Genomic DNA, 25,205 nt, shown 5'->3' with positions numbered 1-25,205 from the left:
GCTCGTTCCTACGCAGAGCGTGGGCACGATCAACCTGTGGGAGCGAATGCATTCGCGAGACGGCGCCACTGACGACACATGTGCATCGAGTGTACGAGCCTTTCGCGAATGGATTCGCTCCCACAGTAAAACCGCATTTCAGCCGTTGAGAATCACTCTTCCTTCTTGAACGCCAATCGGAACTCGTGCAGCAGCGGTTCGGTGTACCCGCTCGGTTGCGCGCAGCCTTTGAACACCAGCGCGCACGCCGCCTGGAACGCCACCGACTTCTCGAAATTCTCGGTCATCGGCTTGTAGGCCCGGTCCCCGGCGTTCTGTTTGTCCACGACCTTGGCCATGCGCTTGAGCGTTTCCATCGCCTCATGCTCATGGATCACGCCGTGGCGCAGCCAGTTGGCAATGTGCTGGCTGGAAATGCGCAGTGTTGCGCGGTCTTCCATCAGGCCGACGTTGTGAATGTCCGGCACCTTCGAACAGCCCACGCCTTGCTCGACCCAACGCACCACGTAGCCCAGCAGGCCCTGAGCGTTGTTTTCGACTTCCTGCTGAATCTGCTCGGGTGTCCATTTCGGATCGGCAGCGACCGGGATGCTCAGCAAGTCCAGCAGGATCTGTTCGCTCTCGCTGTCCAGATCGATGTTCTCCAGCGTCTGCTGCACGGCCTTCACATCGACCTTGTGATAATGCAGCGCATGAAGCGTCGCCGCCGTCGGCGAAGGCACCCACGCTGTCGTCGCACCGGCTTTCGGGTGACCGATTTTCTGTTCCAGCATGTCGGCCATCAGGTCCGGCATCGCCCACATGCCCTTGCCGATCTGCGCCCGACCGCGCAAACCGCAGGCCAGCCCGACCAGCACGTTGTTGCGCTCGTAGGCCTTGATCCACGGCGTCGCTTTCATGTCGCCTTTGCGCAGCATCGGCCCGGCTTCCATCGAGGTGTGCATCTCATCGCCGGTGCGGTCCAGAAAACCGGTGTTGATGAACGCGACCCTGGCCGAAGCCGCGTTGATGCAGGCCTTGAGGTTGATACTGGTGCGCCGTTCCTCGTCCATGATCCCCATTTTCAAGGTGTTGCGCGGGACCTTCAGCACGTCTTCGATGCGCCCGAACAACTGATCGGCGAACGCCACTTCCGCCGGGCCGTGCATCTTCGGTTTGACGATGTATACGCTGCCGGTCCGCGAGTTGGTGCGGTCGTGGAGGTCGTGCAGGGCGATCAGGCTGGTGATCACGCCGTCGAGAATGCCTTCGGGGATTTCCTTGTTGCCGTCGTACAGAATCGCCGGGTTGGTCATCAGGTGGCCGACGTTGCGAATGAACAGCAGCGAGCGACCGTGCAAGGTCAGCCGACCGCCGTCCGCCCCCACGTATTCGCGGTCAGGGTTCAGGCGGCGGATGATGGTCTTGCCACCCTTGACCAGTTCTTCGGTCAGGTCGCCTTTCATGAGGCCCAGCCAGTTGCGGTAGATCACCAGCTTGTCGTCGGCATCGACGGCGGCCACCGAGTCTTCGCAATCGATGATGGTCGACAGCGCGGCTTCCAGCAGCAAGTCTTTGATGCCTGCCGGGTCGGAGCTGCCGATGGGGCTGGTAGGGTCGAGCTGGATTTCGATGTGCAGGCCGTGGTTCTTCAGCAGAATCGCCGTGGGCTGTGCAAGATCGCCCTGATAACCGACGTATTTCTCCGGCTGTGCGAGCGGCGACTGGCTGCCATCGGTGAGGGTCACAATGAGCGCGCCGCTGTCCACGGCGTAGGCTTTGGCGTCGACGTGGGAACCGGAGGCGAGCGGGGCGGCCTCGTCGAGCAGCGCGCGGGCGAACGCGATCACTTTGGCGCCGCGCAACGGGTTGTAACCGGCCTTGATCTCGGCGCCATTGGCACTGGAAATTGCATCGGTGCCGTACAGCGCGTCGTACAGCGACCCCCAGCGGGCGTTGGCGGCGTTGAGGGCGTAACGGGCGTTGGCCGCAGGCACCACCAGTTGTGGACCGGCCTGTTCGCTGACCTCGATGTCGACCTTGCTGGTGGTCGCCTGGACGGTGTCGGGCACCGGTTGCAGGTAGCCAATGGAATCGAGAAAGGCGATGTACGCGGGCATGTCAGTGACCGGGCCCGGGTTGGATTTGTGCCACTTGTCGAGCTGGGTCTGCAAGCGATCACGCTCGGCCAGCAGCTCGCGGTTGATCGGCGCCAGGTCGTGGACCAGCGAATCGAAATCGGCCCAGAACACCTCCGGGCTCAACCCTGTTCCGGGAAGCACGTCCTCGTCGACAAAGCGTTTCAGATTGGCGGCCACCTTGAGGTTGTGGCTGTTGACGAATTCGGTCATCTCGGGGTCTCCATAAAAATTCTGCTTACGGTTGATGCGGTCTCTGTGGGAGCGAATTCATTCGCGAGACGTACGTACACCCGATAGAGATGTGTCGGATGTACCGGCCAATCGCGAATGAATTCGCTCCCACAGGGGTTGCGTTCAGCCATCAATCCCGAGGGATTTGGAAAGGGTCAATTCGAGAGGTTTAACCTGCGTTCACGGCCGCCACGCCAGCCTTGGCCACTTGCGCGTCCTGATCGGCTTTCACCCCTGACACGCCCACCGCACCAATGGTCTCGCCATTCACAATCACCGGCACGCCACCTTCCAGCGACGTCAGCAAAGGCGCCGTCACGAACGCGGTGCGCCCGCCGTTGACCATTTCTTCATAGCCCTTGGATTCGCGGCGGCCCAGCGCCGAGGTGCGGGCTTTTTCGATGGCGATGTAGCCGCCGATCGGCGCGCAGCCGTCCAGGCGTTCGAAGCCCAGCAGGTGGCCGCCGTCATCGGTCACGGCAATCGACACCGCCCATCCATTGGCCTGCGCCTCGGCACGGGCAGCAGCGAGGATCTGGGTGACTTCGGTCTGGGTCAATACGGCTTTGGTTTTCATGCAGCGCTCCTTAGGGGTGTGGTCAGTGTGCAAGACGGCCCGTGATCAACTGGGATGCAAGGCGTCTTCGATAAGTTCGATCCAGTGTTTGACCGGGGTGCGCCCGGCACTGGCTAAATGGGTCTGGCAACCGATGTTGGCGGTCGCGATGACCTCCGGGTTGCCGCTTTCCAGGGCGTTCATTTTGTTGTCGCGCAGTTGCTTCGACAGCACCGGCTGGGTGATCGAATAGGTGCCCGCCGAGCCACAGCATAGGTGACTGTCCGGCACGGCGGTCAGGTTGAAGCCCAATCGCGTCAGGACCGACTCCACCGCGCCACCCAGTTTCTGCGCGTGTTGCAGGGTGCAAGGGCAGTGGAACGCCAGCTTGACACTGGTGCAGGCACCGAGTTTTTCCAGCGGCTCGGCGCGCATCACTTCCACCAGGTCCTTGGTCAGCGCGCTGATCTTCGCCGCCTTGTCGGCATAGGCGGGGTCGTCCCGCAACATGTGCCCGTAATCCTTGACGAACGCCCCGCAACCGCTGGCCGTCTGTACGATGGCTTCGGCCCCAGCCTGCACGCTCGGCCACCACGCGTCGATGTTGCGACGGGCGCGTTCCAGGCCTTGCGCCTGCGCGTTCAAGTGATAATCCACCGCGCCGCAGCACCCGGCCTGAGCGATGGATTTGACGCTGATGCCCAGTCGATCCAGCACCCGCGCCGTCGCCGCATTGGTGTTGGGCGACAGGCCTGGCTGCACGCAGCCTTCGAGGATCAATACCTGACGGGCGTGCTGCTCGGTAGGGCGCGCCTTGGCCGGACGAATCTGGCCCGGAAGCTTGTCCTTCAACGCGCCGGGCAGCAGTGGCCGAAACGCGTTGCCCATCTGGGTCAGGGACTTGAACAGCCCGGCGTTGGGCACCACGGCACGCAGGCTCTCGCGCACCACGCGCTGACCCATCGGCCGCGGCACGGCGGCATCGACCACGGCCCGGCCGATGTCCAGAAGGTTGTGGTAATTCACCCCGGACGGGCAGGTGGTTTCGCAGTTGCGGCAGGACAGGCAGCGGTCGAGGTGCAGCTGGGTTTTTTCGGTGACTTCCTTGCCTTCCAGCACCTGTTTGATCAGGTAGATCCGGCCACGGGGGCCGTCCAGCTCGTCGCCCAGCAATTGATAGGTCGGGCACGTGGCGTTGCAGAAACCGCAATGCACGCAACTGCGCAGAATGCTTTCCGCTTCTTCGGCGCGGGGCAGGCTTTTCGCGTGTTCGCTCAGGGTGGTCTGCATGGTCAGATCTCCGCGTACATTCGGCCCGGATTGAAGATTCCGTGCGGATCGAGTTGCGCCTTGAGCTGGCGGTGATAGCGCAAAAGTGGCTCCGCCAACGGCTGAAACGGGCTGTCATCCAGGCCGTGGCTGTAACAAATGGCGTGGCCGCCGACGGTATTGACGAGGGCGCGAATATCGCTGCCCGGCGCGTCGGTTTTCAGCCAGCGTTGCGCGCCGCCCCAGTCGATCAGTTGATCCCCCGGCAGGTCCAGCACCCCGGTGTTCGTCGGCAACGACAGGCGCCACAGCGGGCGGCCGTCGGTGAAGAAATCCAGCCGATGTTCGTTCAGCGCGCCCCAATACGCAGGGTCGATGGACTCGCCACCGAGGCGATCATGAGCGGCCGCCACCGAGCCTTCACCACCTTCCAGACGCAATCGCAGCACGCGCCCGTCATGGCACGCCGCGCTGATCGGCAGCGGTTGCTGACCCCATTCTGCCAGGCGGGCGAGGGCGTGAACGCTGTCCATTTCCAGCGCGAGGCTGGTGCACAGCCGAGGCTTGGGCAGGACCTTCAGCGAGACCTCGGTGATCACGCCTAGGCAGCCGAAACTGCCCGCCATCAGGCGCGACAGGTCGTAGCCCGCGACGTTTTTCATCACTTCGCCGCCGAATTTCAGATGCTTGCCCAGGCCAGTGATCACGCGAGTGCCGAGAACGAAATCCCGCACAGAACCGGACCAGGGCCGACGCGGCCCCGACAGCCCGGCCGCAATCATCCCGCCCACCGACGCGTCAGTCACGCCGCCGTCGCTGTAAGTCGGTGGCTCACACGGCAGCATCTGGCCTGCCGCTTCAAGCACGGCATTCAGCTCGCTGAGCGGCGTGCCGGCGCGGGCGGTGATCACAAGCTCTGTCGGGTCGTACGCCACAATGCCGCGATGAATGCGGGTGTCGAGCACTTCACCCGCCACTTCGCGACCGAGAAACGCCTTGCTGTTGGCGCCCTGAATGCGCAGTGGCAGGCCCACTTGAATGGCCTGATTGACCTGTTCCAGCAGCACGTCGCTGGCGTCGCGGTCCGACGCGCTGAGGTTCAATTGACGTTCGGCACCCATCAGAAACGCTCCAGTTCAGGGAAGGGCAGTTTGCCCATGTGCACGTGCATCGAGCCGAATTCGGCACAGCGATGCAGGGTCGGAATGTTCTTGCCGGGGTTGAGCATGCCGCTGGGGTCGAACGCAGCTTTTACCGAATGAAACAGGGTCAGTTCGTCGCTGTTGAACTGCGCGCACATCTGATTGATCTTCTCGCGACCCACGCCGTGTTCGCCGGTGATGCTGCCGCCGACCTTCACGCACAGCTCCAGAATCTTGCCGCCCAGCGCTTCGGCGCGGTCCAGTTCGCCGGGTTGGTTGGCATCGAACAGAATCAACGGGTGCATGTTGCCGTCACCCGCGTGGAAAACGTTGGCAACGCGCAGGCCGTATTCCTCGGACAGCGCGGAAATGCCCTTCAACACGCCCGGCAGTTCCCGACGCGGGATGGTGCCGTCCATGCAGTAGTAATCCGGCGACAACCGACCCACGGCAGGGAAGGCGTTCTTGCGACCGGCCCAGAAGCGCACGCGCTCGGCCTCATCTTTGGCCTGACGCACCTCCGTGGCGCCGGCCTTTTCCAGTACGGCCCGCACACGATCGCAATCGGCGTGCACATCGGCCTCAACGCCGTCGAGTTCGCACAGCAGAATCGCTTCGGCGTCCACCGGGTAACCGGCGTGAATGAAGTCTTCAGCGGCGCGAATCGCCAGGTTGTCCATCATTTCCAGCCCGCCGGGAATGATGCCTTCGGCAATGATGTCGCCCACGGCACGGCCGGCTTTTTCCACCGAATCGAAGGCTGCCAGCAGCACCCGCGCCACTTGCGGCTTGGGCAGGAGTTTGACCGTGACCTCGGTGATGATGCCGAGCATGCCTTCCGAACCTGTGAACAGCGCCAACAGGTCGAAACCGGGGGTGTCCAGCGCGTCGGAGCCCAGCACCATGCGCTCGCCCTCGACAGTGAGGATGTCCACTTTCAGGAGGTTGTGCACGGTCAGGCCGTATTTGAGGCAATGCACGCCGCCTGCGTTTTCCGCGACGTTGCCGCCAATGGAGCAGGCAATTTGCGAGGACGGGTCGGGGGCGTAATAAAGGTCGTAGGGCGCTGCGGCTTGGGAAATCGCCAGGTTGCGCACGCCGGGTTGTACGCGGGCGAAACGTCCGGCGGGATCGATGTGCAGGATCTTGTTGAAACGCGCCATCACCAGCAGAACGCCTTTTTCCAGCGGCAGTGCGCCGCCGGACAGTCCGGTGCCCGCCCCGCGTGCCACCACCGGCACGCCGCGTTCGTGGCAGACCTTGAGCAGCGTCTGCACTTGCTCAACCCGCTCCGGCAACACCACCAGCATCGGCGTGGTGCGGTAGGCGGAGAGGCCGTCGCATTCGTAGGGGCGCAGCTCTTCCTCGCGGTGGAGGATGTCCAGATCCGGGAGGCGGGTCTGCAAGGCCTGTAGCAGTTGGGCCTTGTCGATGGCAGGCAGCGCGCCATCGACGCGTTCGTCGTACAGAATATTCATGATGGGGTTCGCAACCCTGTTTTGTTCTTATTGATTAAGGCCCGTTCACGGCAGGAACGTTCTACGGCTGACTTGCATCATTGGCTGCGCGGGATTTACTGTCCATGTCTGAACGCACTGGTCGAACCAGTTTTTTTTGGCGTTTGCACAATGCGATTTGATAAAACCCAGATAAATCAATCACATGTTCATAGCCTTAGGTTTAAGGCCGCTCTAAATCGGCACTGGTCATACCACCGTTGGTGAGCGAAAAAGACCTGTAGGAGCCGGCTTGCTGGCGAATGAGCTATATCAGTCACCTTCATCGGTGCAGCCAGGCCGCTTTCGCCAGCAAGCCGGCTCCTACAAGGGATGCGCGATTTTCACCCTCTTGCAAGGCGTCACCACTCATGGACATCCTCAAACCCGAACGCCCGCAACAAGTCGCCGACGTGGTCAGCGAACGCATCGAGCGGCTGATCGTCGACGGCGTGCTCAAGGTTGGGCAATTGCTGCCCTCCGAACGGCGCCTGACTGAAAAACTCGGGGTGTCCCGCACCGCGTTGCGCGAAGGGCTCAAACTCTTGCGTGCCCGGGGCATCATCGACACCCGCCACGGCCAAGGCTCGTTCGTTGCGCAAATGGGCGGCCTGGGCGTCACCGCGGCTTCCCCGATGATGCACCTGTTCGCCTCGCAACCTCGCACCCTGTACGACCTCTTCGAAGTGCGCAGCCTGCTGGAAGGAGAGTCTGCACGGCTGGCGGCGCTGCGAGGGACCGACGCCGATTTTGTCCTCATCACCCGCGCCTACGACGCGCTTGTTGCCGCTCACGATCACGAACTGCCCGCGCCCGAACACGCACGGCTCGATCACGCGTTTCACCTGGCCATCTGCGAAGCGTCGCACAACCCGGTGCTGGTGCAGACCCTCCGTTCGCTGACGGATCTGCTGCTCAACACCGTGTTTGCCTCGGTCAACAATCTGTATCACCGACATGAACAGAAGCGCCAGATCGACCGGCACCATGCGCGGCTGTACAACGCTGTGACGGGAAGGCTGCCCGAGCAGGCGCGCAAGGCCGCCGTCGCGCACATTCAGAGCATTTGCGAAAACTTGCGGGAGATTGAGAACGAGGAGCAGCGCTTGGTGAGGGCGACGTTGCGGTTGGAGGGGTGGGTTTGAAGGGCGTCAGGCGCGTGAACCCGGGTGCAGATTTCTTTTATGCGTGGTCAACGAGGCTCTCTGTGTGAAAGCTGAATCGCAGAATGGGCAACTATAGGGTCTTTCACCCGTATGGACCCACTGATGCTGTCGAAGCTGGTCCGAAGTGGTAAACGCCCTGTGGCATTCGTTGCACGTGTAAGGTTTTTCGCCGGAGTGAATACGCTTGTGCCTTGCCAAGGCGCTAGGGTCAGCAAAGGGCTTAGCGCAAGAATCGCAAATGTAGGGCTGTTCGCCAGTATGGACCCGACGATGAACTGTCAGCAGCTTTCGGGTGATGAAGGATTTGGTGCACAAATCGCAGGCGTAAGGTTTCGTGCTATGCGACCGTTTATGGACCTCCAGACTTCTCATGGCGGCATAGGATCTGTTGCAGGTCTCGCATACGAAACGCCGGTTGTTCGTGCTAATTGATCTGGTGGACGGTCCAGGCATTGCCTGAGGTGGGGCGGGAATCCGGAAACCCTCGCTAAGCTCAGTAGAGGAAGGCGAAACCTCCCAGCCAATGAAGGAAACATGACCCCCACCTAGAGGGTAATACGCCACCACACCTTCCAGTTGAGGCTCAGCTGTTTGGGGAGCCGGCGTAGGGGGTAGGCTTTCGAAATAAAGTGAGTTTGCCGGAGACAAGGGTGACCCCGGAGGTGAGTTGAACAGGGCGGTGTCCACGGTTGCCACTGACATTGCACTTGCAGGCCTGGAGGGGGGAACCTCGTTCAGTGACTCCGGAGCAGGCCCCTGAAGTGTATCTACGGACCAGTTCAACAGGGCGTCGAGCTCTGGTTCCTCTGGGTCTTGCCACATCCTCCCATCCCCATCCACCTTGGTCACTGGATTATTCCCGACAAACCTGAACAGATTCAGCCCATCGACCGCCCCCGCCGGATCGGGATTCAGCCAGCGACACAGCCACGGCGCAAGATACCGATAGCCGTAGTCATAAAGCCCTGTCGCATCGCGCTCTTTACCGCTGTAGCGAAGGGTCTTGAACGACACTTCCACTTCATTGCGACTGGCGATCAAAGCCGAACCGCCAAAAGGGTAATATGCCTCGCGGCTGGTCACTTGGCCGTGCTCGTCGGTCTCCAGCGTGACTGAGCCCAGCTGATTATCGAAACCGTAATACAACGAGTTTTCTCGCAAGCCTGCGGGCGGCGTGCTGAGCCAGCGCATCCACCTGATCTTTCCTCGCCCGGCATTGATGTTCACCACGTGGCGACGCTGGCCGGTGGCGCTGTCTGCGTGCAGTTCCAACCCTGGCAAATAGCGGGTCTCAGTGTGATGCATGATGCCGCTGGCCTGTCGGTTAGCGTATTTGCGCAGGCGCCTTCCGCCACCGCCGTAAATGTAGCGTTCGGTGTCTGACTCGCCGTTTTCGCGTTCGATCAGGGTGACCTGGGCCAGTTGATTGCGCAGGTCCCAGTGGATGGTTTGGCCGGGCTGCAATTGGCCGAGGTTGCCATTGGCGTCGAAGGTGTTCTCGATCTGCTCGTCGCTCAGGCCCTCTCGCCAGGGGATCGATTTGTTGGACGCGCTTGAAACCGCCATCCGCAGGGTGTGTTCCTGGCCGTTTTGTCCCTGATGCTGCATCAGCAGCAGGTTGCCACCGGCGTCGTATTGGTAGCGGCGGGTGTAGGTGCCGATCAGCGATTCATCGTTGCCGGAAAAGTCGATCACGCCCGGCAGCTCGGGGCCTCGACCTGCGCCGAGGCGTTCGCGACCGCTGGCTTCGATCAGTTGGTAGAGGCTGTCGTAGCGGAATGTCGACACGGGATCGATCCGGCGATTGCCGTGGTATCGACTTTCGATGCTGTGATCTTCATGACGAACGACGTTGCCCACGGGGTCGTAAAAATAGGAAATATCCTGCAGGGCTTGGGCGTCATTCGCAGATTTGCACAGCAAGCGGGACAGTCGACCATCGGCGGGATCGTACGCGGTTTCGGTAGTCAGGCCGTTGCCGGCGACTTGCGACTGCACTTGATCGAAGGCGTTGTAGCGGACCTGTTCGACCAGCGTGGTGGCCGCTTCCTGCTCTGCGGGCTGCAACGTGCTGACCATCAAGCGGCCCGCAACGTCAAACCGTTGCTCATGCTGATTCCCCGCCGCATCGGTCATCCCCAGCTGTTCACCCCAAGGCGAATATTCCCACTGGCTGAGCATGCCGTCGCCGGATTCCAGCAGCGCGTCGCGAGCATCGTTGTCGTCTGGCCAGTCTGGCGACTCCAGACTGCCGAGGAAGTGTTGCCGTTCCTGCTGGGGCAAGCCGTTCAGGTCGTAGGCATGCATATGACGAGTGCCTGCCGGATCGTCATGGCGCAGCATCTGCCGACGCAGGTTGTAGGAGGAATCGGCTTGGTCGTCGCCGTAGATGAAGCGCTCAACGCACCGTTCGCCTGCACCCACAGACGCTTCAAACACTGCCATGACTCTGCGCAGGACGTCGTACTCGTAGCGCGTGTAAGTGGCTCGGCTGTCGCGACGCTCAGCGGTCGAGCCATCTTCGTTGTTCAACGCGACATGCCAGCCAGCATCCGCGCTATCGGACTTCAACGTGTTGCCAGACAGGCTGTGAACCGTCGCCAGGTTCGGCCCAGACTGTGTAAAAACTACTGCGCTCGATGATGCTGCGTTAAAAACAGGCGAAAAATGCTCATTTAGAACACCTAGAGTCGATCGCGACCCCGGCCGCTTTTTCGCCTGTTTTTGCCTTGCCTCATCATCGCTCGTGACGTTTTTACACACTCTGGGCCGAGCAGCGGCAGAAGCAAACAACCGCGCATCCCGCTGTTCGACCACCCGACCCCACGCATCGAGCCGTGATTGCGAAACCCGTGCTTCGGCCTCGACTTCGCTCTCGGCCCGATACCAGCGAACCGAGCGCACTGTGAGCCCGCGTGGCTCCAGCGCGGTCAGGGTTGGGGTGTAGGAATGAAGGGCAGATGGCACGGCAGCAATCCTTGCTAGGTGTACGTTTTACTCTAGCCCCGGCAGTCTGAATGCAGCAGAACGCGTAGGACGTATCTGACGGGTGGGCTTTCTTGACACCACGCTCTGGGTGCGTCAACTTACGCACAGCGTAAACCGTTTACGAAAATAACAAAAAAGCAGGGCCTGCCCGTGGATCTCTACACTTACTACCGCTCGACCTCCAGCTACCGCGTGCGCATTGCGCTGGCGTTGAAAGGGCTTGAGGTCAACGCCATTCCCGTCAATCTGATCCGCGACGGCGGCGAGCATCGCAAGGCTGATTATCTGGGGGTCAATCCTCAGGGCCGCGTGCCGGCGCTGCGTCTGGAAGAGGGCGAGGTGATCATTCAGTCGCCCGCCATCATCGAATACCTTCAAGAGCGCTACCCGCAACCGTCACTGTTGCCTGACGATTTGTTCCAGCGTGCCCGGCATCGTGAGGTCGCGGCGCTGATCGGTTGCGACATTCACCCGTTGCACAATGTCGCTGTCCTCAATCGCCTGCGTGGCCTGGGCCGTGACGAAGGCGATGTGAACGCCTGGATCGGCCACTGGATCACTGAAGGTTTCAAGGCCGTCGAGGCGCTCATCGGCGACGAGGGGTTTTGCTTCGGGGCCGTCGGTCTGGCTGATGTCTATTTGCTGCCGCAGCTGTATGCCGCGCGCCGGTTCAACGTCGATCTGGCGGCGTTCCCGCGTATTTGCCGGGTCGAAGCGCTGGCGCTGCCTCACCCCGCCTTCCAAAAAGCGCATCCTGATGCGCAATCCGATAAGCCGGAGTAACCTTTCCTACATGAAAATCTTCGGTCTGCAATTGATCTTCGGCGACTTCCTCGCCCGCAGCGTTCGGGGCATTCCCTGCGCGCCACCCGCTGAACAGTGATCCTCGCCGCTGTGCATTTCACTTTTTAGCAGGAGCAAGACCGTGACTGATCTCTACGAAAACCCGATGGGCCTGATGGGCTTCGAATTCATTGAATTCGCCTCGCCAACCCCCAACACCCTCGAACCCGTGTTCCAGATGATGGGCTTCACCAAAGTCGCCAACCACCGTTCCAAGAACGTGGCGCTTTACCGTCAGGGCGCGATCAACATCATCCTCAACAACGAGCCTCATAGCGAAGCGTCCTACTTCGCTGCCGAGCACGGTCCTTCCGTGTGCGGCATGGCGTTCCGGGTGAAGGATTCGCAACTGGCCTACAAACGTGCGCTGGAACTGGGCGCTCAACCGATTGAAATCGGCACCGGCCCGATGGAGTTGCGCCTGCCGGCGATCAAAGGCATTGGCGGTGCGCCGCTGTACCTGATCGACCGTTTTGGCGAGGGCACGTCCATCTACGATATCGACTTCGTGTTTATCGAAGGCGTCGAGCGTCACCCTGAAGGGGCAGGGCTGCAATTTATCGATCACCTGACTCACAACGTCTATCGCGGCCGAATGGCGTACTGGGCGAACTTCTACGAAAAGCTGTTCAACTTCCGTGAAATTCGTTACTTCGATATCAAGGGCGAGTACACCGGCCTGACCTCGAAAGCCATGACGGCGCCGGACGGCATGATCCGCATTCCCCTTAACGAGGAGTCGTCGAAGGGCGCGGGGCAGATCGAAGAGTTCCTGATGCAGTTCAACGGCGAAGGGATTCAGCACGTCGCTTTCTTCACCGAAGACCTGATCGACACCTGGGACCGCTTGAAAGCCTTGGGCATGCGCTTCATGACCGCGCCACCGGAGACGTATTACGAAATGCTCGAAGGGCGCCTGCCGGGTCATGGCGAGCCGGAACATGAGTTGAAGGCACGTGGGATCTTGCTCGACGGCACGTCGGAAGGTGGCAATCAGCGTCTTCTGTTGCAGATATTCTCGGAAACCCTGATGGGGCCGGTGTTCTTCGAATTCATCCAGCGCAAGGGTGACGACGGCTTCGGCGAGGGCAACTTCAAGGCGCTGTTCGAATCCATCGAGCGCGATCAGCTGCGGCGCGGAGTGCTGACCGCAGATTGAGAGTCAGCGGTTGAAATTAACCGTCGATGCGGGTTCAACTGTGGGAGGGCGCCGCGAAATTAAGGTCTGGCGCGGTTTTAACCTGTGGGAGCGAATTCATTCGCGAATAGCCCATGCAGACGCTGAAAATGTGTCGTCAGGAATACCGTTTCGCGAATAAATTCGCTCCCACAGATTTTAGGGAACGCCGAAAAATCCAGGCCTGACGGGGTTTAACTGTGGGAGCGAATTCATTCGCGAATGGCCCGTGCGGACCCGGAAAATGTGTCGTCAGGAACACCGTTTCGCGAATAAATTCGCTCCCACAGGTGTTCGGGAACGCCGCAAGGTTCCGGCCTGGCGAGGTTTTAACTGTGGGAGCGAATTCATTCGCGAATGGCCCGTGCGGACCCGGAAAATGTGTCGTCAGGAACACCGTTTCGCGAATGAATTCCCTCCCACAGGATCTGTGTCCGGCGTGGATTCCGGGGCCTAGCCTTTCGGCATTTCCCCGCCCATCCGCTCGCTGATGATCTGCGCCGTCTGCCGCAATTTCCCCGCAGCCGCCGTCTGGCGTTGATCCGTGAACACCGACGCCGAGCCCACCACCGTGATCACGCCCGCCAGTTTGTTGCCCATGCTGAACACGGGGGACGACACCGCATTGACCCCTTCCATCAACAGCCCGTGAATCTGGTGCACGCCGGTGCTGCGGATTTCCTTGAGGTGGCGGTCGATTTCCTTGAGCTGCTTAGCGTTAAGGCTGGCCGATTCGGCTTCACGCAGGGCAGCGGTTTCGGCAGTCGACAGAAACGCATCGAACACCAACCCCGTGGACGAACTGAGCAGGGGCAGCACCGAGCCAATCTGGGTCACCAGCGTCACCGCGCCCAAGGATTGCTCGACGTACACCACGGTCGGCCCCTTGTTGCCCCACACCGCCAGAAAGCAGGTCTCGTTGAGCTCGTCGCGCAATTCGATCAACGCCGGGGCGCTGGTTTTCAGCACGTCCAGCTGGCTTAGCGCCGCCAGCCCCACCTGCAACGCCGAGCGTCCGAGGCGGTAATGGTTAGTGACCGGGTCCTGCTCGGCGAACCCACTGTCCACCAGGGCCTGTAAATAGCGATGGACCTTGCTGGCGGGCATGGCGACGTGTTCGGCGAGCTTCGACAGCGACGTGGCGGGAGCCAGTTCGGCGAGTGCCTTGAGAATGCCGACGCCCACTTCGGCGGACTGCACCTTCTGTTGGCGCGGGATTGCAGGGGATGCGGAATCGTCTGTCATGGGTCAAGGCGCCGGTCTGAAAGTGCTGTCTTATAGCTTGACCGTTCCGCAAACTCAAATTACGTTATGCGTAATCTGGTTACGTAAAACAAAAATATGAGGTCGAGATGTTCACCCCACCTGCATTCGAGGCGTTGAGCTACCAGTCCGGATTCGGCAATCAATTCAGCAGCGAGGCGGTGCCTGGCGGGTTGCCGGTGGGCCAGAACTCCCCGCAGCGCCATCCCCTCGGGCTCTACGCCGAGCAATTCTCGGGCACGGCCTTCACCGTTTCCCGCGCCGAAGCTCGCCGAACCTGGCTGTACCGCATTGCGCCGTCCGCCGCGCACCCCCGGTTTGAGCGTCTTGAACGGCAGATCACCGGTGGCGGGCAGCAAGGCCCGATCACCCCGAACCGCCTGCGCTGGAACGCCTTCGACATGCCCACCGCACCGACCGATTTCATCGACGGCCTGGTTGTGTTGGCCAGCACCTCGGCGGCGGACCAGGCCGAAGGCGTCAGCGTTTACATCTACACCGCCAATCAGTCCATGGAGCGGGCGTTCTTCAATGCTGACGGCGAGTGGCTGATCGTTCCGCAACAGGGCCGTTTGCGCCTGATCACCGAGCTAGGCTTGCTGGACATCACGCCGCAGGAAATCGCCGTCATCCCGCGCGGGCTTAAGTTCAGCGTGCACTTGCTCGACGGGCAGGCAAGGGGCTACCTCTGCGAGAACCACGGCAGCCCGCTGCGCTTGCCGGACCTGGGGCCGATTGGCAGCAATGGCCTGGCCAACCCTCGGGATTTCCTGGCGCCTGTCGCGCATTTCGAAAACAGCGCGCAACCCACTGTGCTGGTGCAGAAGTTCCTTGGCGAACTGTGGGAAGCCACCCTCGAACACACGCCGTTCGACGTGGTGGCGTGGCATGGCAACAACGTGCCGTACAAGTACGATCTGCGGCTGTTCAACACCATTGGCACTGTCAGCTACGACCACCCGGACCCGTCGATTTTCACGGTACTGACCTCGCCCAGTCCGACCCACGGGCAGGCCAACGTCGATTTCGTGATCTTCCCGCCACGCTGGATGGTGGCGGAGAACACCTTCCGGCCACCGTGGTTCCATCGCAACCTGATGAACGAATTCATGGGCCTGATCGACGGCGCCTACGACGCCAAAGCCGAAGGCTTCATGCCCGGCGGCGTGTCGCTGCACAACTGCATGAGCGCTCACGGCCCGGACAACGCCACCGCTGAAAAAGCCATGGCCGCGGACCTCAAACCGCACAAGATCGAGCAGACCATGGCCTTCATGTTCGAGACCGGAAAACCTTTGCGCCCCAGCCGCCACGCGCTGGAGTGCCCGCAATTGCAAAGCGACTACGATGCCTGCTGGAGCGGCATCGCCAGAACCTTCAAACCTTTCGATACGGACGGCCAACGATGAGCACTTCCCATCCTTCGCGCAGTTGGGTGACCTCTGCCAACGATCACCCTGATTTCCCATTGCAGAACCTCCCGTTTGGCGTGTTCAGTCGTGCGGACGGCAAACGGCGGGGTGGCGTGGCCATCGGCGACCGTATCCTGGACTTGCGCACCGCCCTTGATGCGGGCGTGTTCAGTGAGGGGGCTCGGGAAGCCGTCGAAGCCGCCAGTCGCGGTCAATTGAATGCCTTTTTTGCGCTGGGGGCTGCGCCGCGTCAGGTGCTACGTCGCGAACTGCTGGAACTGCTGGATGAAAACAGCCCGCACCGTGAGCGCTTGCAGGCGCTGGGTGAGGCGTTGCTGGTGCCGATGAGCGACTGCCAGTTGCACGTGCCTGCACAGGTCGGGGATTACACCGATTTCTATGTCGGCATTCATCACGCGATGAACGTCGGCAAGCTGTTCCGTCCGGACAACCCGCTGCTGCCGAACTACAAATACGTGCCGATTGCCTACCATGGTCGCGCTTCGACGCTGCGTGTGTCGGGCACGCCGGTCAAACGCCCCAACGGCCAGACCCTTGCGCCGGGCGCAGAAGTGCCGACCTTCGGGCCGAGCAAACGTCTGGACTACGAACTGGAGCTGGGCGTGTGGATGGGGCCAGGCAATGAGGCCGGTGAGCCGATTGGCATTGCCGACGCCGGTGATCACATTGCCGGTTTCTGCTTGCTCAACGACTGGTCCGCTCGGGACTTGCAAGCCTGGGAATACCAGCCACTTGGGCCGTTTCTCTCCAAGAGCTTCAGCACCACGATCTCCCCATGGGTGGTGACGGCGGAGGCACTGGCTCCGTTCCGCACCGCGCAGCCCAAGCGACCCGAAGGTGATCCGAAGCCACTGGATTATCTGTTCAACGATCAGGACCAGCAGCAGGGCGCGTTGGACCTGGAACTGGAAGTGTTGCTGCTCACCGTGCAGATGAAGGCACAGGGTTTGCCGCCTCATCGTCTTGCGGTGAGCAACACCTTGAATATGTACTGGACCTTCGCCCAGATGGTCACCCACCACAGCGTCAACGGTTGTCAGTTGCAGCCGGGTGACCTGTTCGGCACGGGCACGCTGTCGGGGCCAAAGACGGGGCAGTTCGGCAGCCTGCTTGAGATGACCGAAGGCGGCAAACACGCTGTGGAATTGCCGAGCGGCGAGACCCGGAAGTTTCTGGAAGCAGGGGATGAAGTGATCCTCAAGGCCCGCTGCCGCAGGGATGGCGAGGTGAGTATCGGGTTTGGTGAGTGCCGAGGTGTCATTCTTGGATAGGTCGAAAATAGTCGCCGGATGACCCAACGCCTTCGCGAATGAATTCGCTCCCACAGGTTGACCGCATTCTTCTGTGGGAGCGAATTTATTCGCGAAAGGCCGTGACCGGCGCAGCGAGTCTCAGGTTTGGGTAAAGCCTGCCACCAGCGACCCGCTCCGGGGCAAAAACCGGCCTTGTCGCTCGCCTAGCGGTTTGCCATCGGCATAGCTCAAATGCCCGTTCACCCAAACCCCGTCGATGCCCTCTGCCGCGCGTTTCGGTGCTTTGAAATCCGCGACGTCGCGAACGGTGTCGGGGTTGAACAGCACCAGGTCTGCCCAATGGCCTTCGCGCACGAAACCCCGTTCATGCAACCCGAAGCGGGTGGCGGTCAGTCCGGTCATCTTGTGGATGGCCCGGTGCAGCGGGAACAGCCCAAGGTCGCGACTGAAATGCCCTAACACCCGTGGAAACGCGCCCCAGAGACGCGGGTGCGGGAACGGGTCTTCCGGCAGGCCATCGGAGCCGATCATCGATAGCGGATGTTTCAGGATGTTCTGCACATCGTTCTCGTCCATCCCGTAATACACCGCGCCCGCCGGTTGCAGCTGACGCGCGGCATCGAGCAGCGACAAGCCCCAATCGGCGGCAATGTCTTTCAAATCGCGTCCGCTCTGATCCGGGTGTGGCGTTGACCAAGTGATGGTGATGGGAAACGCGTCGGTCACTTGCTTCAAGTCCAGCGTCGATGAACTCGCTGCATAGGGGTAGCAATCGCAGCCGACCGGGTGGGTCAGCGCGGCGTTTTCCAGCGACGCCAACAACTGAGGACTGCGTCCCCAATTCCCCGCGCCCGCGCATTTCAGGTGCGAAATCACCACCGGCGATTTGGCGTGACGGCCAATGTCGAACGCCTCGTCCATGGCGTCCAGCACCGGCTCGAATTCGCTGCGCAGATGGGTGGTGTACACCGCACCAAACGCCGTCAGTTCTTCGGCCAGTTGTTTGACCTCATCGGTTTCTGCCGAGTACGCAGAAGCGTAGGCCAAGCCGGTGGACATCCCCAGCGCGCCGTCTTCCAGGCTCTGATGCAATTGCTCGCGCATGGCACGGATTTCGGCCGGGCGGGCGGTGCGGAACAGGTCGTCCAGATGATTGCTGCGCAGCGCGGTATGACCGATCAGCGCAGCGACATTGACCGCCGGACGGGCCTTGTCCACGGCGTCGCGGTAATCGCGAAAGCGCGGGTAGGCAAACGCGTTGGCCGGTCCCAGCAGGTTCATCGGGTCAGGCGGATCTCCTGCCAGCGTCACCGGCGAGGCGCTGATCCCGCAGTTGCCGACGATCACCGTGGTCACGCCCTGGGTGATTTTTGGCAGCATGTCGGGTTGGCGAATCACCACGGTGTCGTCGTGGGTGTGCACATCGATGAAGCCTGGCGCCAGCACCCTACCGGCCGCGTCGATGTTTTCTCGGGCCGAGACGCCGCTCAAATCTCCGATGCGCTGAATGCGCCCGTCATGCACCGCCACATCGGCGCGGTAGCCCGGCGTGTCGCTGCCGTCGATCACCAGCGCGTCGCGAATGATCAGGTCGTAAAGCATGGGTCAGTCTCCAAGCGGCAGGCCGTCGTCGCCGCCGCGGTAATCATCGAGGGCCAGCTTGATGCGGCGCAGGCGTTCCTGATTGTCGTCAGGGGCGATCAGCGCCAGCTCCGTAGCGAGCACGTCGAGGGTCAGCAGCATGCCGTAGCGCGCGGCCGTGGGTTTGTAGATGAAATTGGTTTCGGCGATTTGCAGCGGCAGCAGCACGTCTGCCAACGCCGCCAGTGGCGAGCCGGGGAGGGTGATTGCCAGAATCTTCGCGCCGTAGCTGCGGGCCAGGGTCACGGCGTCCAGCAGCTCCGGGGTCAGCCCACTCAAGGAGCAGACGATGAGGCTGTGGTCGGGACCCAGGGTGGCAGCGATCAGGCGCATCATCACCGGGTCGCGGCAGGCGGCGATGGGGTAGCCGAGACGGACCAGCCGGGTCTGCAATTCCTCGCTGCACAGGCTCGAACAACCGCCCATGCCGAAGCTGTGAATCATGCGCGCGGGGGTGAGCAGGGCGACGGCAGCCTTGAACCGCGCATCGTCGAACCCGGCGAGGTGCTGGCGCAGGGTCGATTCGATGTCGCCAACGATCTGGCTGAAAAACGCCGACTGCTCGGGCGCCTGTTCCGGCTTGAGAAAACGGCTGCCGACGCCGCTGGCCTGGGCCAGTTGCAAGCGCAGATCGCGCAGATCCTTGCAGCCTACCGAGCGGGCGAAGCGTGAAAGCGTGGCGCTGCTGACTTCGGCGCGGGTGGCCAGTTCGTCGAGGCTGGCGCTGGCGGAGAAGGCGACATCGCTCAGAATCAGCCTGGCAATGCGGCCTTCACCGGCGCTGAACGAATCCTGCCGGGCGCGAATTTGGTAAAGAATGTCCACTCAGAGCACCTGTGCCAAGCCGAGGGTGAGGAGGAACGCGATCACCGAAATCAGCGTTTCCAGGACCGTCCAGGTCTTGAAGGTCTGTGCCACGGTCATGTTGAAATACTCCTTGATCAGCCAGAACCCGCCGTCGTTGACGTGAGAAAAGATCACCGAGCCCGCGCCCGTCGCCAGCACCAGCAACTCCGGGTGCGGATAGCCCAGGCCCATGGCCACGGGTGCGACGATGCCCGACGCGGTGGTCATGGCCACGGTGGCCGAGCCGGTCGCGATGCGCATCAATGCGGCGAACAGCCAGCCCATGAGCAGTGGGGAGAGGTGAAAATCCTGGGCCAGCCCGACGATTTCGTTGGTCACGCCGCTGTCCACCAGAATCCGGTTCAGGCCGCCACCGGCGCCGACCAACAGTGTAATGCTCGCCGTCGGCGCCAGACATTCCTGAGTGAACTTGAGGATCGAATCGCGGCTGAAGCCCTGAGCAATCCCCAAGGTCCAGAAACTGAGCAAGGTCGCCAGCAGCAGGGCGATCACCGAGTTGCCGACGAACAAGAGAAAGCTGTTGAAGGCGCTGCCCGGCGTCGACAGCAGGTTGGCCCAGCCGCCCAGTAGCATCAGCAGGACCGGCAGCAGAATGGTCGCCATGGTGACGGCGAAACCGGGCAGTTGTTTGCGCGGTTCGCGGTCGAGGAACTGTTTGGCCAGCGGGTTTACGTCCGGCAGATGAATGCGCGATGCGATGAATTTTGCGTACACCGGCCCGGCAATGATCGCCGTCGGGATGCCGATCAAAATCGCGTAGAACAGGGTCTGGCCCACCGACGCCTGATAGGCCTGAACGGCCAGCATCGCGGCGGGGTGGGGCGGCACCAGCGCATGAACCACCGAGAGGCCCGCGACCATCGGCAGGCCGACCATCAAAATCGATACCCCGACCCGGCGCGCCACCGTGAAGGCAATCGGCACCAGCAGCACGAAACCGACTTCGAAGAACAGCGGCAGGCCCACCAGAAAGGCGATGCAGACCATGGCCCAATGGGCATTGCGCTCGCCAAAGCGGTCGATCAGCGTCCGCGCCACCCGCTCGGCGCCGCCGGACTCGGCCATCATCTTGCCAAGCATGGTGCCCAGCGCCACCACTAATGCGATGTGGCCCAAGGTCTTGCCGACCCCGCCCTCATAGGAGGCGACCACCGATGTCGCGGGCATCCCGGCGACCAGCGCCAGGCCCACCGACACCAGGGTGATGACGACGAACGGATTGAGACGAAAACGGGCGATCAGCACGATCAGGGCGATGATCGCGATGGCGGCGTAGATCAACAGGGACAGGCCGGTAGAGGGAGGCATGCAACGGTTCCTTGCAGAGAAAAGGGTCAGTCAGGCGGAAGCTCGGCGGAGGTCAGTCCGAACGGGGCTTAGCGATGAAATCGGTCTCGGCAGTGGGTGTTGCGAAAGGGGAGCGGGGTGCAGGAGGGGTCGAAAAACGACGATCACAGGCAGGCATTATTTTTATCTCTGAGTTCGTGATGAAAATTAAATTACACGAAAACGGATATAAATATCAATTTATGAAAGTTAATTTCTTATCACTGGGGCACATGGTCGATGTTCAGTGGGAGCGAATTCATTCGCGATCGGCTTAAGGCCGTGGGAGTTGGCTTGCCTACGATCGGCCCGGGGTCGCGTCCGACCGAAGCGGCAGCAAAACGTGTAATCGCGGTGTGTCAGAAGGATCGCGGGGGCAGACTTTACGACTGCTTCGCAGCCGATCGCGAGCAAGCTTGCTCCTACGCCTTCGGCAGAATCAAAAGCGCAACCCCGTTGTCATCGCCAGCCCTTAACCCGCACTGAACCGCTCCCGATACGCCTGCGGCGTCACCGACACGGCCCGCATGAAGCTGCGGCGCAGGGTTTCTTCGGTGCCGAAGCCGCAGCGGTCGGCGATCCGCTTGATCGGCAAGGCACTGTCTCCCAACAACCGGCGTGCCGCTTCGACCCGCAGTTGTTCGATGGCGCGGGCCGGGGTGTTGCCGGTGTGGGCGCGGTAATGGCGGACGAAGCTGCGTTCGCTCATGCCCACCTGGGCGGCGAGGGTAGCGACGGAAAGGTCGCTCGCGAGGTTGTCGAGCATCCACGCGTGCAAATCGCCAAAGCGGCTGTCCTGACTGCGGGTGGCGTGCTGCATCGACAGCGCGGTGCTGAACTGCGATTGCCCACCCGGCCGTTTGAGGAACACCACCAGGTCACGCGCCACGGCCAGTGCCACCGGGCGTCCGAGGTCGGCTTCGACCATCGCCAGTGCCAGGTCGATGCCCGCCGTCACGCCAGCCGAGGTCCACAGCGCGTCTTCGTTGATGAAGATCGGCTCGGGGTCGACCTGCAAGGCCGGGTAACCGACGGCCAGTTCGTCGCAACTGTCCCAATGGGTCACCACGCGATGTCCGTCGAGCAATCCTGCTTCCGCCAAAAGGAACGCGCCGGTGCAGACCGACGCCACCCGCCGCGCGCTCGATGCCTGATCACGGACCCATTGCACCAGCGTCTGATCCTTCAACGCGGTGTGAACCCCGCGACCACCCGCAATGATCAAGGTGTCCGAGGGCGTTTCGGGCAGGGGTTGCGTGTGCAGACCCAGGCCCGCCCAGGACACGACGCTGCCTTCTTGTCTGGCGATGACGGCAGGGGCGTACGGGGTTTCAAAGCCTTGTTGCACTGCGTGTTCGTTGGCCGACGCGAAGACCTGCAACGGACCGGTCACATCAAGCAACTGCACGTTGGGGAAGGCCAGGATATGGATGGCTCTGAGGGCATGGGTCATGGCCGGACTCGACTGCAGGGTTGGCGGAAAATGTGGGCTTAATGGCGTATCCGCCAGAGCCTATCTCGCTACAGTGAATTCGTCCACTTCACTCAATCAGGAGCCACCCTCATGACGCTGCACATCGGCCTGCTGGTCTTTCCCAAGGTTCAACAACTCGACCTCACCGGTCCTTATGACGTGTTCGCCAGCCTGCCGGGCGTCACGGTGCACCTGGTCTGGAAAAACCTCGATCCCTTGCTGTCGAGCACCGGTCTCAGCCTGATTCCGACCCAAACCTATGAAAGCTGCCCGGACCTTGACGTCATCTGCGTGCCCGGCGGCGTCGGCATCGACGCGTTGCTGGAAGATGCCGAGTCCCTCGCGTTCATCCAGCACCAGGCAAAAAACGCGCAATACGTGACGTCGGTCTGCACCGGTGCATTGGTGCTGGGCGCGGCAGGGTTGCTGGAAGGCAAGCGTGCGACTACGCACTGGGCGTCTCACGGTTTGCTGGAGAAATTCGGGGCGATTCCGGTTCATGAACGTGTCGTTCGGGATGGCAACCTGATGACCGGTGGCGGCGTGACGGCGGGGATCGATTTCGCCCTGACCCTGATCAGCGAACTCTTCGATGCAGACACCGCGCAGGCCGTTCAGCTGCAAATCGAATACGCGCCCGCGCAGCCGTTCGACTCAGGCCGTCCGGACACCGCGCCCGCTCACATCCTTGCCCTCGCCAAGCAGCGTGCGGCCGCCGGGCTGGAAGCGCGTCGCCAGATCGTCGAGCGCGTGGCGGCCAACCGCTAAGCGGTTGGGGCCTGCAACGGTATTTCGTACCAACAGAGGAAGAGGTCCAGCGCCGACTCCACCACGGACGCCTGTTTTTCGGGCGTCAGGATCGGTTCGTTAAGGGTGACCTGCGGCCAGAACGCGAACGCCTTGAGCAACGCGTGAATCTGCGACGCAGCGAACCCCGGCTCGACGGCTTTCAAACGGCCGTCCTGCTGGGCGCCTCGCACCCAGACGGTAAACGTCTCTTCGCGCTCGTTGAGGCGGTTGACCCACGCCTGTGCGCGTTCGGGGGAGTGGATGGTGGCACTGATGGCGACGCGCGCGAGGTCGAGGAAGTTGCTGTCGGCGAGGGTTTTCATTTTCGCGTCGAGCAAGTCGCGCAGTTGATCGCGCAACGCCACGCCGGGCCGATAGATGGCCTCGGGCTGTGCCGTGGCCCGTGCCCACAAACGGTGGAGCATTTCCGAGAACAGCTCTTCCTTGCTCGGGAAATGGTTGTAGACGGTGCGCTTGGAGACTTCCGCCCGCGCCGCGATGCGGTCCATGCTGGTGACCTCGAAACCGTTGTCGCGAAATTCGGCAATGGCTGCCTGCACGATGGATTCACGTTTTCGGTCGGTCAGTCGTTGGGGCGCAGTCATGGCATCGCTTCTGGAAGGTGAGGCTGGGAATGATCGCCAGCGAGAAAATTACACCGAGCAGTTTACTTCTCTTTGCGGTTCGTGCAAGCTTGAAACTACACTGTGTAGTGTAAAAGCCTGTTACAACTTCTCGCTTACTTCTTTCCGTCGTATGCAACATTCTGCAACGCGTCCGCCGTTGCAGAAACCTCCACCCGTTTCATGGAGTCAGCACCTCATGGCCTCGATCGAAAAAAACCTCGATAACGCTTCCCCGTTGCCCGTTCTTTCTCGCGAGGAGGGCCGCTACCGCAACCAGAAGCCGATGCAGCGCTCCGGATTCCTGAAGACGCTGCGCATTTTCTGGAACGCCATGGTCAACAAGCCTCGCCACACCCGCCCGGTTGGTGAGATTCCGGTTCAGCCGCTGTCCCGTCAGCAATTGCTGGCCGCGCCGAACAACACGGTGTACCGCCTGGGCCATTCGACGGTGCTGCTCAAGCTTCGCAACCAATACTTCCTGACTGACCCGGTGTTCGCCGAGCGTGCGTCGCCGATTCAGTGGGCGGGCCCTCAGCGCTTCCACCAGCCACCGATCAGCCTCGAAGACCTGCCGCCACTGAAGGCGGTAATTCTGTCGCACAACCACTACGATCACCTCGACCACATGAGCATCCAAGCGCTCAAGGACAAGGCTGAGCACTTCATCGCGCCGCTGGGCGTGGGCGACACGCTGATCGAATGGGGCGTCCCGGCCGAGAAGGTTCAGCAGCTGAACTGGTGGCAATCGACGGAGATTCACGGCATCCGCTTCGTCGCCACGCCCGCCCAGCATTTCTCCGGGCGCAGCTTGCGCGACGGCAACCAGACGCTGTGGTGTTCGTGGGTGATGCTTGATGGCGAGCAACGGATTTTCTTCAGCGGTGACACCGGCTACCACGCGGGCTTCAAGTTGATCGGCGAGGAGTACGGCCCGTTCGACCTGACGCTCATGGAAACCGGCGCCTACAACGTCGACTGGCCGGACGTGCACATGCAGCCGGAAGAAACCCTGCAAGCGCACATCGACGTTCGCGGCAAGTGGCTGTTGCCGATTCACAACGGGACGTTCGACCTAGCGATGCATGCCTGGCACGAACCGTTCGACCGGATTCTGGCACTGGCCTGGGATCGGAGTATCTCGATCACCACACCGGAAATGGGCCAGCCGTTCTACATCGACTACCCAAGCCGAGGCGAGGCGTGGTGGATGAAAGTCGAAAAAGCTTCGGAGACCCCGTCAAAGCGTCGCCATAGTCGACGTTGCAACCGGCAGCAGGCCGCGAGCCGCGGGTAAGCCAGCCAGATAGCGCGGCGGACATCTGTAGGGGCGAATTCATTCGCGAAGGATGGGTCAGGCGACAGAGAAGCATCGCCTTTCACATCGCTTCGTGAATAAATTCACTCCCACAGTTAGCTCCGCGTCAGGCTCCTAATCTTGCGGCGAATCCGGCCTCCTGTAGGGGCGAATTCATTCGCGAAAGATGGGTCAGGCGACAGAGGTGTAACGGCTGTACGATCGTATCGCGAATAAATTCGCTTCCAGAG

The 25,205-nt window shown here is 61.6% G+C and carries 19 protein-coding genes; 7 read left to right on the top strand and 12 right to left on the bottom strand.

The window, feature by feature from the left end:
- Nucleotides 1-152: 152 nt before the first annotated feature.
- The 5 genes from ACIQAL_RS07480 to glcD form a co-directional block, all read right to left on the bottom strand.
- Nucleotides 153-2,330 (bottom strand): malate synthase G, encoded by a 2,178-nt coding sequence (locus ACIQAL_RS07480; RefSeq protein WP_401144112.1) that lies wholly within the window; start codon nt 2,328-2,330, stop codon nt 153-155.
- A gap of 190 nt (nt 2,331-2,520) precedes the next feature.
- Nucleotides 2,521-2,928 carry a heme-binding protein gene (locus tag ACIQAL_RS07475; protein ID WP_401144110.1) on the bottom strand — a complete coding sequence of 136 codons (408 nt, stop codon included), beginning with the start codon at nt 2,926-2,928 and terminating at the stop codon, nt 2,521-2,523.
- A gap of 45 nt (nt 2,929-2,973) precedes the next feature.
- Nucleotides 2,974-4,197, bottom strand: coding sequence for a glycolate oxidase subunit GlcF (glcF, locus tag ACIQAL_RS07470; RefSeq protein ID WP_401144108.1), 1,224 nt, complete (start codon nt 4,195-4,197; stop codon nt 2,974-2,976).
- Nucleotides 4,198-4,199: 2 nt separating this feature from the next.
- The gene (glcE, locus tag ACIQAL_RS07465; protein WP_401144107.1) at nt 4,200-5,297 is read right to left on the bottom strand and encodes a glycolate oxidase subunit GlcE; all 1,098 of its coding nucleotides are present in this window, start codon (nt 5,295-5,297) and stop codon (nt 4,200-4,202) included.
- Nucleotides 5,297-6,796 (bottom strand): glycolate oxidase subunit GlcD, encoded by a 1,500-nt coding sequence (gene glcD / locus ACIQAL_RS07460; RefSeq protein WP_401144105.1) that lies wholly within the window; start codon nt 6,794-6,796, stop codon nt 5,297-5,299. Before glcD ends, glcE begins: the two co-directional genes overlap by 1 nt.
- Before the next feature lie 389 nt (nt 6,797-7,185).
- Between glcD and glcC the strand changes: the two genes are divergently transcribed.
- The gene (gene glcC / locus ACIQAL_RS07455; RefSeq protein WP_401144103.1) at nt 7,186-7,959 is read left to right on the top strand and encodes a transcriptional regulator GlcC; all 774 of its coding nucleotides are present in this window, start codon (nt 7,186-7,188) and stop codon (nt 7,957-7,959) included.
- Between the two features lie 6 nt (nt 7,960-7,965).
- Here the strand turns inward: glcC and ACIQAL_RS07450 are convergent, their stop codons facing one another.
- On the bottom strand, nt 7,966-10,947 hold the full coding sequence (locus ACIQAL_RS07450; RefSeq protein ID WP_401144101.1) for an RHS repeat-associated core domain-containing protein: 2,982 nt from the start codon (nt 10,945-10,947) through the stop codon (nt 7,966-7,968).
- Between the two features lie 171 nt (nt 10,948-11,118).
- Between ACIQAL_RS07450 and maiA the strand changes: the two genes are divergently transcribed.
- Both maiA and hppD read left to right on the top strand, forming a co-directional pair.
- On the top strand, nt 11,119-11,751 hold the full coding sequence (gene maiA, locus ACIQAL_RS07445) for a maleylacetoacetate isomerase (protein ID WP_401144099.1): 633 nt from the start codon (nt 11,119-11,121) through the stop codon (nt 11,749-11,751).
- Between the two features lie 142 nt (nt 11,752-11,893).
- Entirely contained in the window at nt 11,894-12,970 is a 1,077-nt protein-coding gene (gene hppD, locus ACIQAL_RS07440) for a 4-hydroxyphenylpyruvate dioxygenase (RefSeq protein ID WP_401144097.1), read from the top strand.
- Nucleotides 12,971-13,441: 471 nt separating this feature from the next.
- Here hppD and ACIQAL_RS07435 read toward each other — a convergent pair whose 3' ends face one another.
- Complete coding sequence (locus tag ACIQAL_RS07435; protein WP_401144095.1) at nt 13,442-14,233, bottom strand: IclR family transcriptional regulator; 792 nt, start codon at nt 14,231-14,233, stop codon at nt 13,442-13,444.
- A gap of 107 nt (nt 14,234-14,340) precedes the next feature.
- Here ACIQAL_RS07435 and hmgA point away from each other — a divergent pair, with 107 nt between their 5' ends.
- Nucleotides 14,341-15,660 (top strand): homogentisate 1,2-dioxygenase, encoded by a 1,320-nt coding sequence (hmgA, locus tag ACIQAL_RS07430; protein WP_401144094.1) that lies wholly within the window; start codon nt 14,341-14,343, stop codon nt 15,658-15,660.
- Nucleotides 15,657-16,955, top strand: a complete 1,299-nt coding sequence (gene fahA, locus ACIQAL_RS07425; RefSeq protein WP_401144092.1) for a fumarylacetoacetase — start codon at nt 15,657-15,659, stop codon at nt 16,953-16,955. Before hmgA ends, fahA begins: the two co-directional genes overlap by 4 nt.
- 120 nt (nt 16,956-17,075) lie before the next feature.
- Here the strand turns inward: fahA and ACIQAL_RS07420 are convergent, their stop codons facing one another.
- The 4 genes from ACIQAL_RS07420 to ACIQAL_RS07405 all read right to left on the bottom strand — a co-directional run bounded on the left by ACIQAL_RS07420 (nt 17,076) and on the right by ACIQAL_RS07405 (nt 22,224).
- The gene (locus ACIQAL_RS07420) at nt 17,076-18,539 is read right to left on the bottom strand and encodes an amidohydrolase family protein (protein WP_401144090.1); all 1,464 of its coding nucleotides are present in this window, start codon (nt 18,537-18,539) and stop codon (nt 17,076-17,078) included.
- 3 nt (nt 18,540-18,542) lie between these two features.
- Nucleotides 18,543-19,403: a MurR/RpiR family transcriptional regulator gene (locus ACIQAL_RS07415; protein WP_401144088.1), complete on the bottom strand. Its 861-nt coding sequence runs from the start codon at nt 19,401-19,403 to the stop codon at nt 18,543-18,545.
- Nucleotides 19,404-20,753 (bottom strand): gluconate:H+ symporter, encoded by a 1,350-nt coding sequence (locus ACIQAL_RS07410; protein WP_401144086.1) that lies wholly within the window; start codon nt 20,751-20,753, stop codon nt 19,404-19,406. It lies immediately after the preceding gene.
- 490 nt (nt 20,754-21,243) lie between these two features.
- Nucleotides 21,244-22,224, bottom strand: coding sequence for a GlxA family transcriptional regulator (locus tag ACIQAL_RS07405; protein ID WP_401144084.1), 981 nt, complete (start codon nt 22,222-22,224; stop codon nt 21,244-21,246).
- 111 nt (nt 22,225-22,335) lie between these two features.
- Here ACIQAL_RS07405 and ACIQAL_RS07400 point away from each other — a divergent pair, with 111 nt between their 5' ends.
- On the top strand, nt 22,336-23,013 hold the full coding sequence (locus tag ACIQAL_RS07400; protein ID WP_401144082.1) for a DJ-1/PfpI family protein: 678 nt from the start codon (nt 22,336-22,338) through the stop codon (nt 23,011-23,013).
- Here the strand turns inward: ACIQAL_RS07400 and ACIQAL_RS07395 are convergent.
- Nucleotides 23,010-23,639, bottom strand: a complete 630-nt coding sequence (locus ACIQAL_RS07395; protein WP_401144080.1) for a TetR/AcrR family transcriptional regulator — start codon at nt 23,637-23,639, stop codon at nt 23,010-23,012. The two genes, ACIQAL_RS07400 and ACIQAL_RS07395, sit on opposite strands and share 4 nt — an antisense overlap.
- A 217-nt stretch (nt 23,640-23,856) precedes the next feature.
- On the opposite strand from ACIQAL_RS07395, the gene ACIQAL_RS07390 reads away from it, so the two are divergent.
- On the top strand, nt 23,857-24,954 hold the full coding sequence (locus ACIQAL_RS07390; RefSeq protein ID WP_401144078.1) for an MBL fold metallo-hydrolase: 1,098 nt from the start codon (nt 23,857-23,859) through the stop codon (nt 24,952-24,954).
- Nucleotides 24,955-25,205 lie beyond the last annotated feature (251 nt).

Origin of the sequence: Pseudomonas sp. NPDC088368, from assembly GCF_044753445.1 — a bacterium.
GTDB lineage: Bacteria > Pseudomonadota > Gammaproteobacteria > Pseudomonadales > Pseudomonadaceae > Aquipseudomonas > Aquipseudomonas bambusae.
This window is presented reverse-complemented; position numbering and strand designations above follow the sequence as displayed.

Excerpts from the sequence above, each read along its gene's own strand:
- ACIQAL_RS07480 (WP_401144112.1), bottom strand. The coding sequence starts at position 2,330 with ATGACCGAATTCGTCAACAGCCACAACCTCAAGGTGGCCGCCAATCTG.
- ACIQAL_RS07475 (WP_401144110.1), bottom strand. The coding sequence starts at position 2,928 with ATGAAAACCAAAGCCGTATTGACCCAGACCGAAGTCACCCAGATCCTC.
- glcF (WP_401144108.1), bottom strand. The coding sequence starts at position 4,197 with ATGCAGACCACCCTGAGCGAACACGCGAAAAGCCTGCCCCGCGCCGAA.
- glcE (WP_401144107.1), bottom strand. The coding sequence starts at position 5,297 with ATGGGTGCCGAACGTCAATTGAACCTCAGCGCGTCGGACCGCGACGCC.
- glcD (WP_401144105.1), bottom strand. The coding sequence starts at position 6,796 with ATGAATATTCTGTACGACGAACGCGTCGATGGCGCGCTGCCTGCCATC.
- glcC (WP_401144103.1), top strand. The coding sequence starts at position 7,186 with ATGGACATCCTCAAACCCGAACGCCCGCAACAAGTCGCCGACGTGGTC.
- ACIQAL_RS07435 (WP_401144095.1), bottom strand. The coding sequence starts at position 14,233 with ATGACAGACGATTCCGCATCCCCTGCAATCCCGCGCCAACAGAAGGTG.
- hmgA (WP_401144094.1), top strand. The coding sequence starts at position 14,341 with ATGTTCACCCCACCTGCATTCGAGGCGTTGAGCTACCAGTCCGGATTC.
- fahA (WP_401144092.1), top strand. The coding sequence starts at position 15,657 with ATGAGCACTTCCCATCCTTCGCGCAGTTGGGTGACCTCTGCCAACGAT.
- ACIQAL_RS07420 (WP_401144090.1), bottom strand. The coding sequence starts at position 18,539 with ATGCTTTACGACCTGATCATTCGCGACGCGCTGGTGATCGACGGCAGC.
- ACIQAL_RS07410 (WP_401144086.1), bottom strand. The coding sequence starts at position 20,753 with ATGCCTCCCTCTACCGGCCTGTCCCTGTTGATCTACGCCGCCATCGCG.
- ACIQAL_RS07405 (WP_401144084.1), bottom strand. The coding sequence starts at position 22,224 with ATGACCCATGCCCTCAGAGCCATCCATATCCTGGCCTTCCCCAACGTG.
- ACIQAL_RS07400 (WP_401144082.1), top strand. The coding sequence starts at position 22,336 with ATGACGCTGCACATCGGCCTGCTGGTCTTTCCCAAGGTTCAACAACTC.
- ACIQAL_RS07395 (WP_401144080.1), bottom strand. The coding sequence starts at position 23,639 with ATGACTGCGCCCCAACGACTGACCGACCGAAAACGTGAATCCATCGTG.
- ACIQAL_RS07390 (WP_401144078.1), top strand. The coding sequence starts at position 23,857 with ATGGCCTCGATCGAAAAAAACCTCGATAACGCTTCCCCGTTGCCCGTT.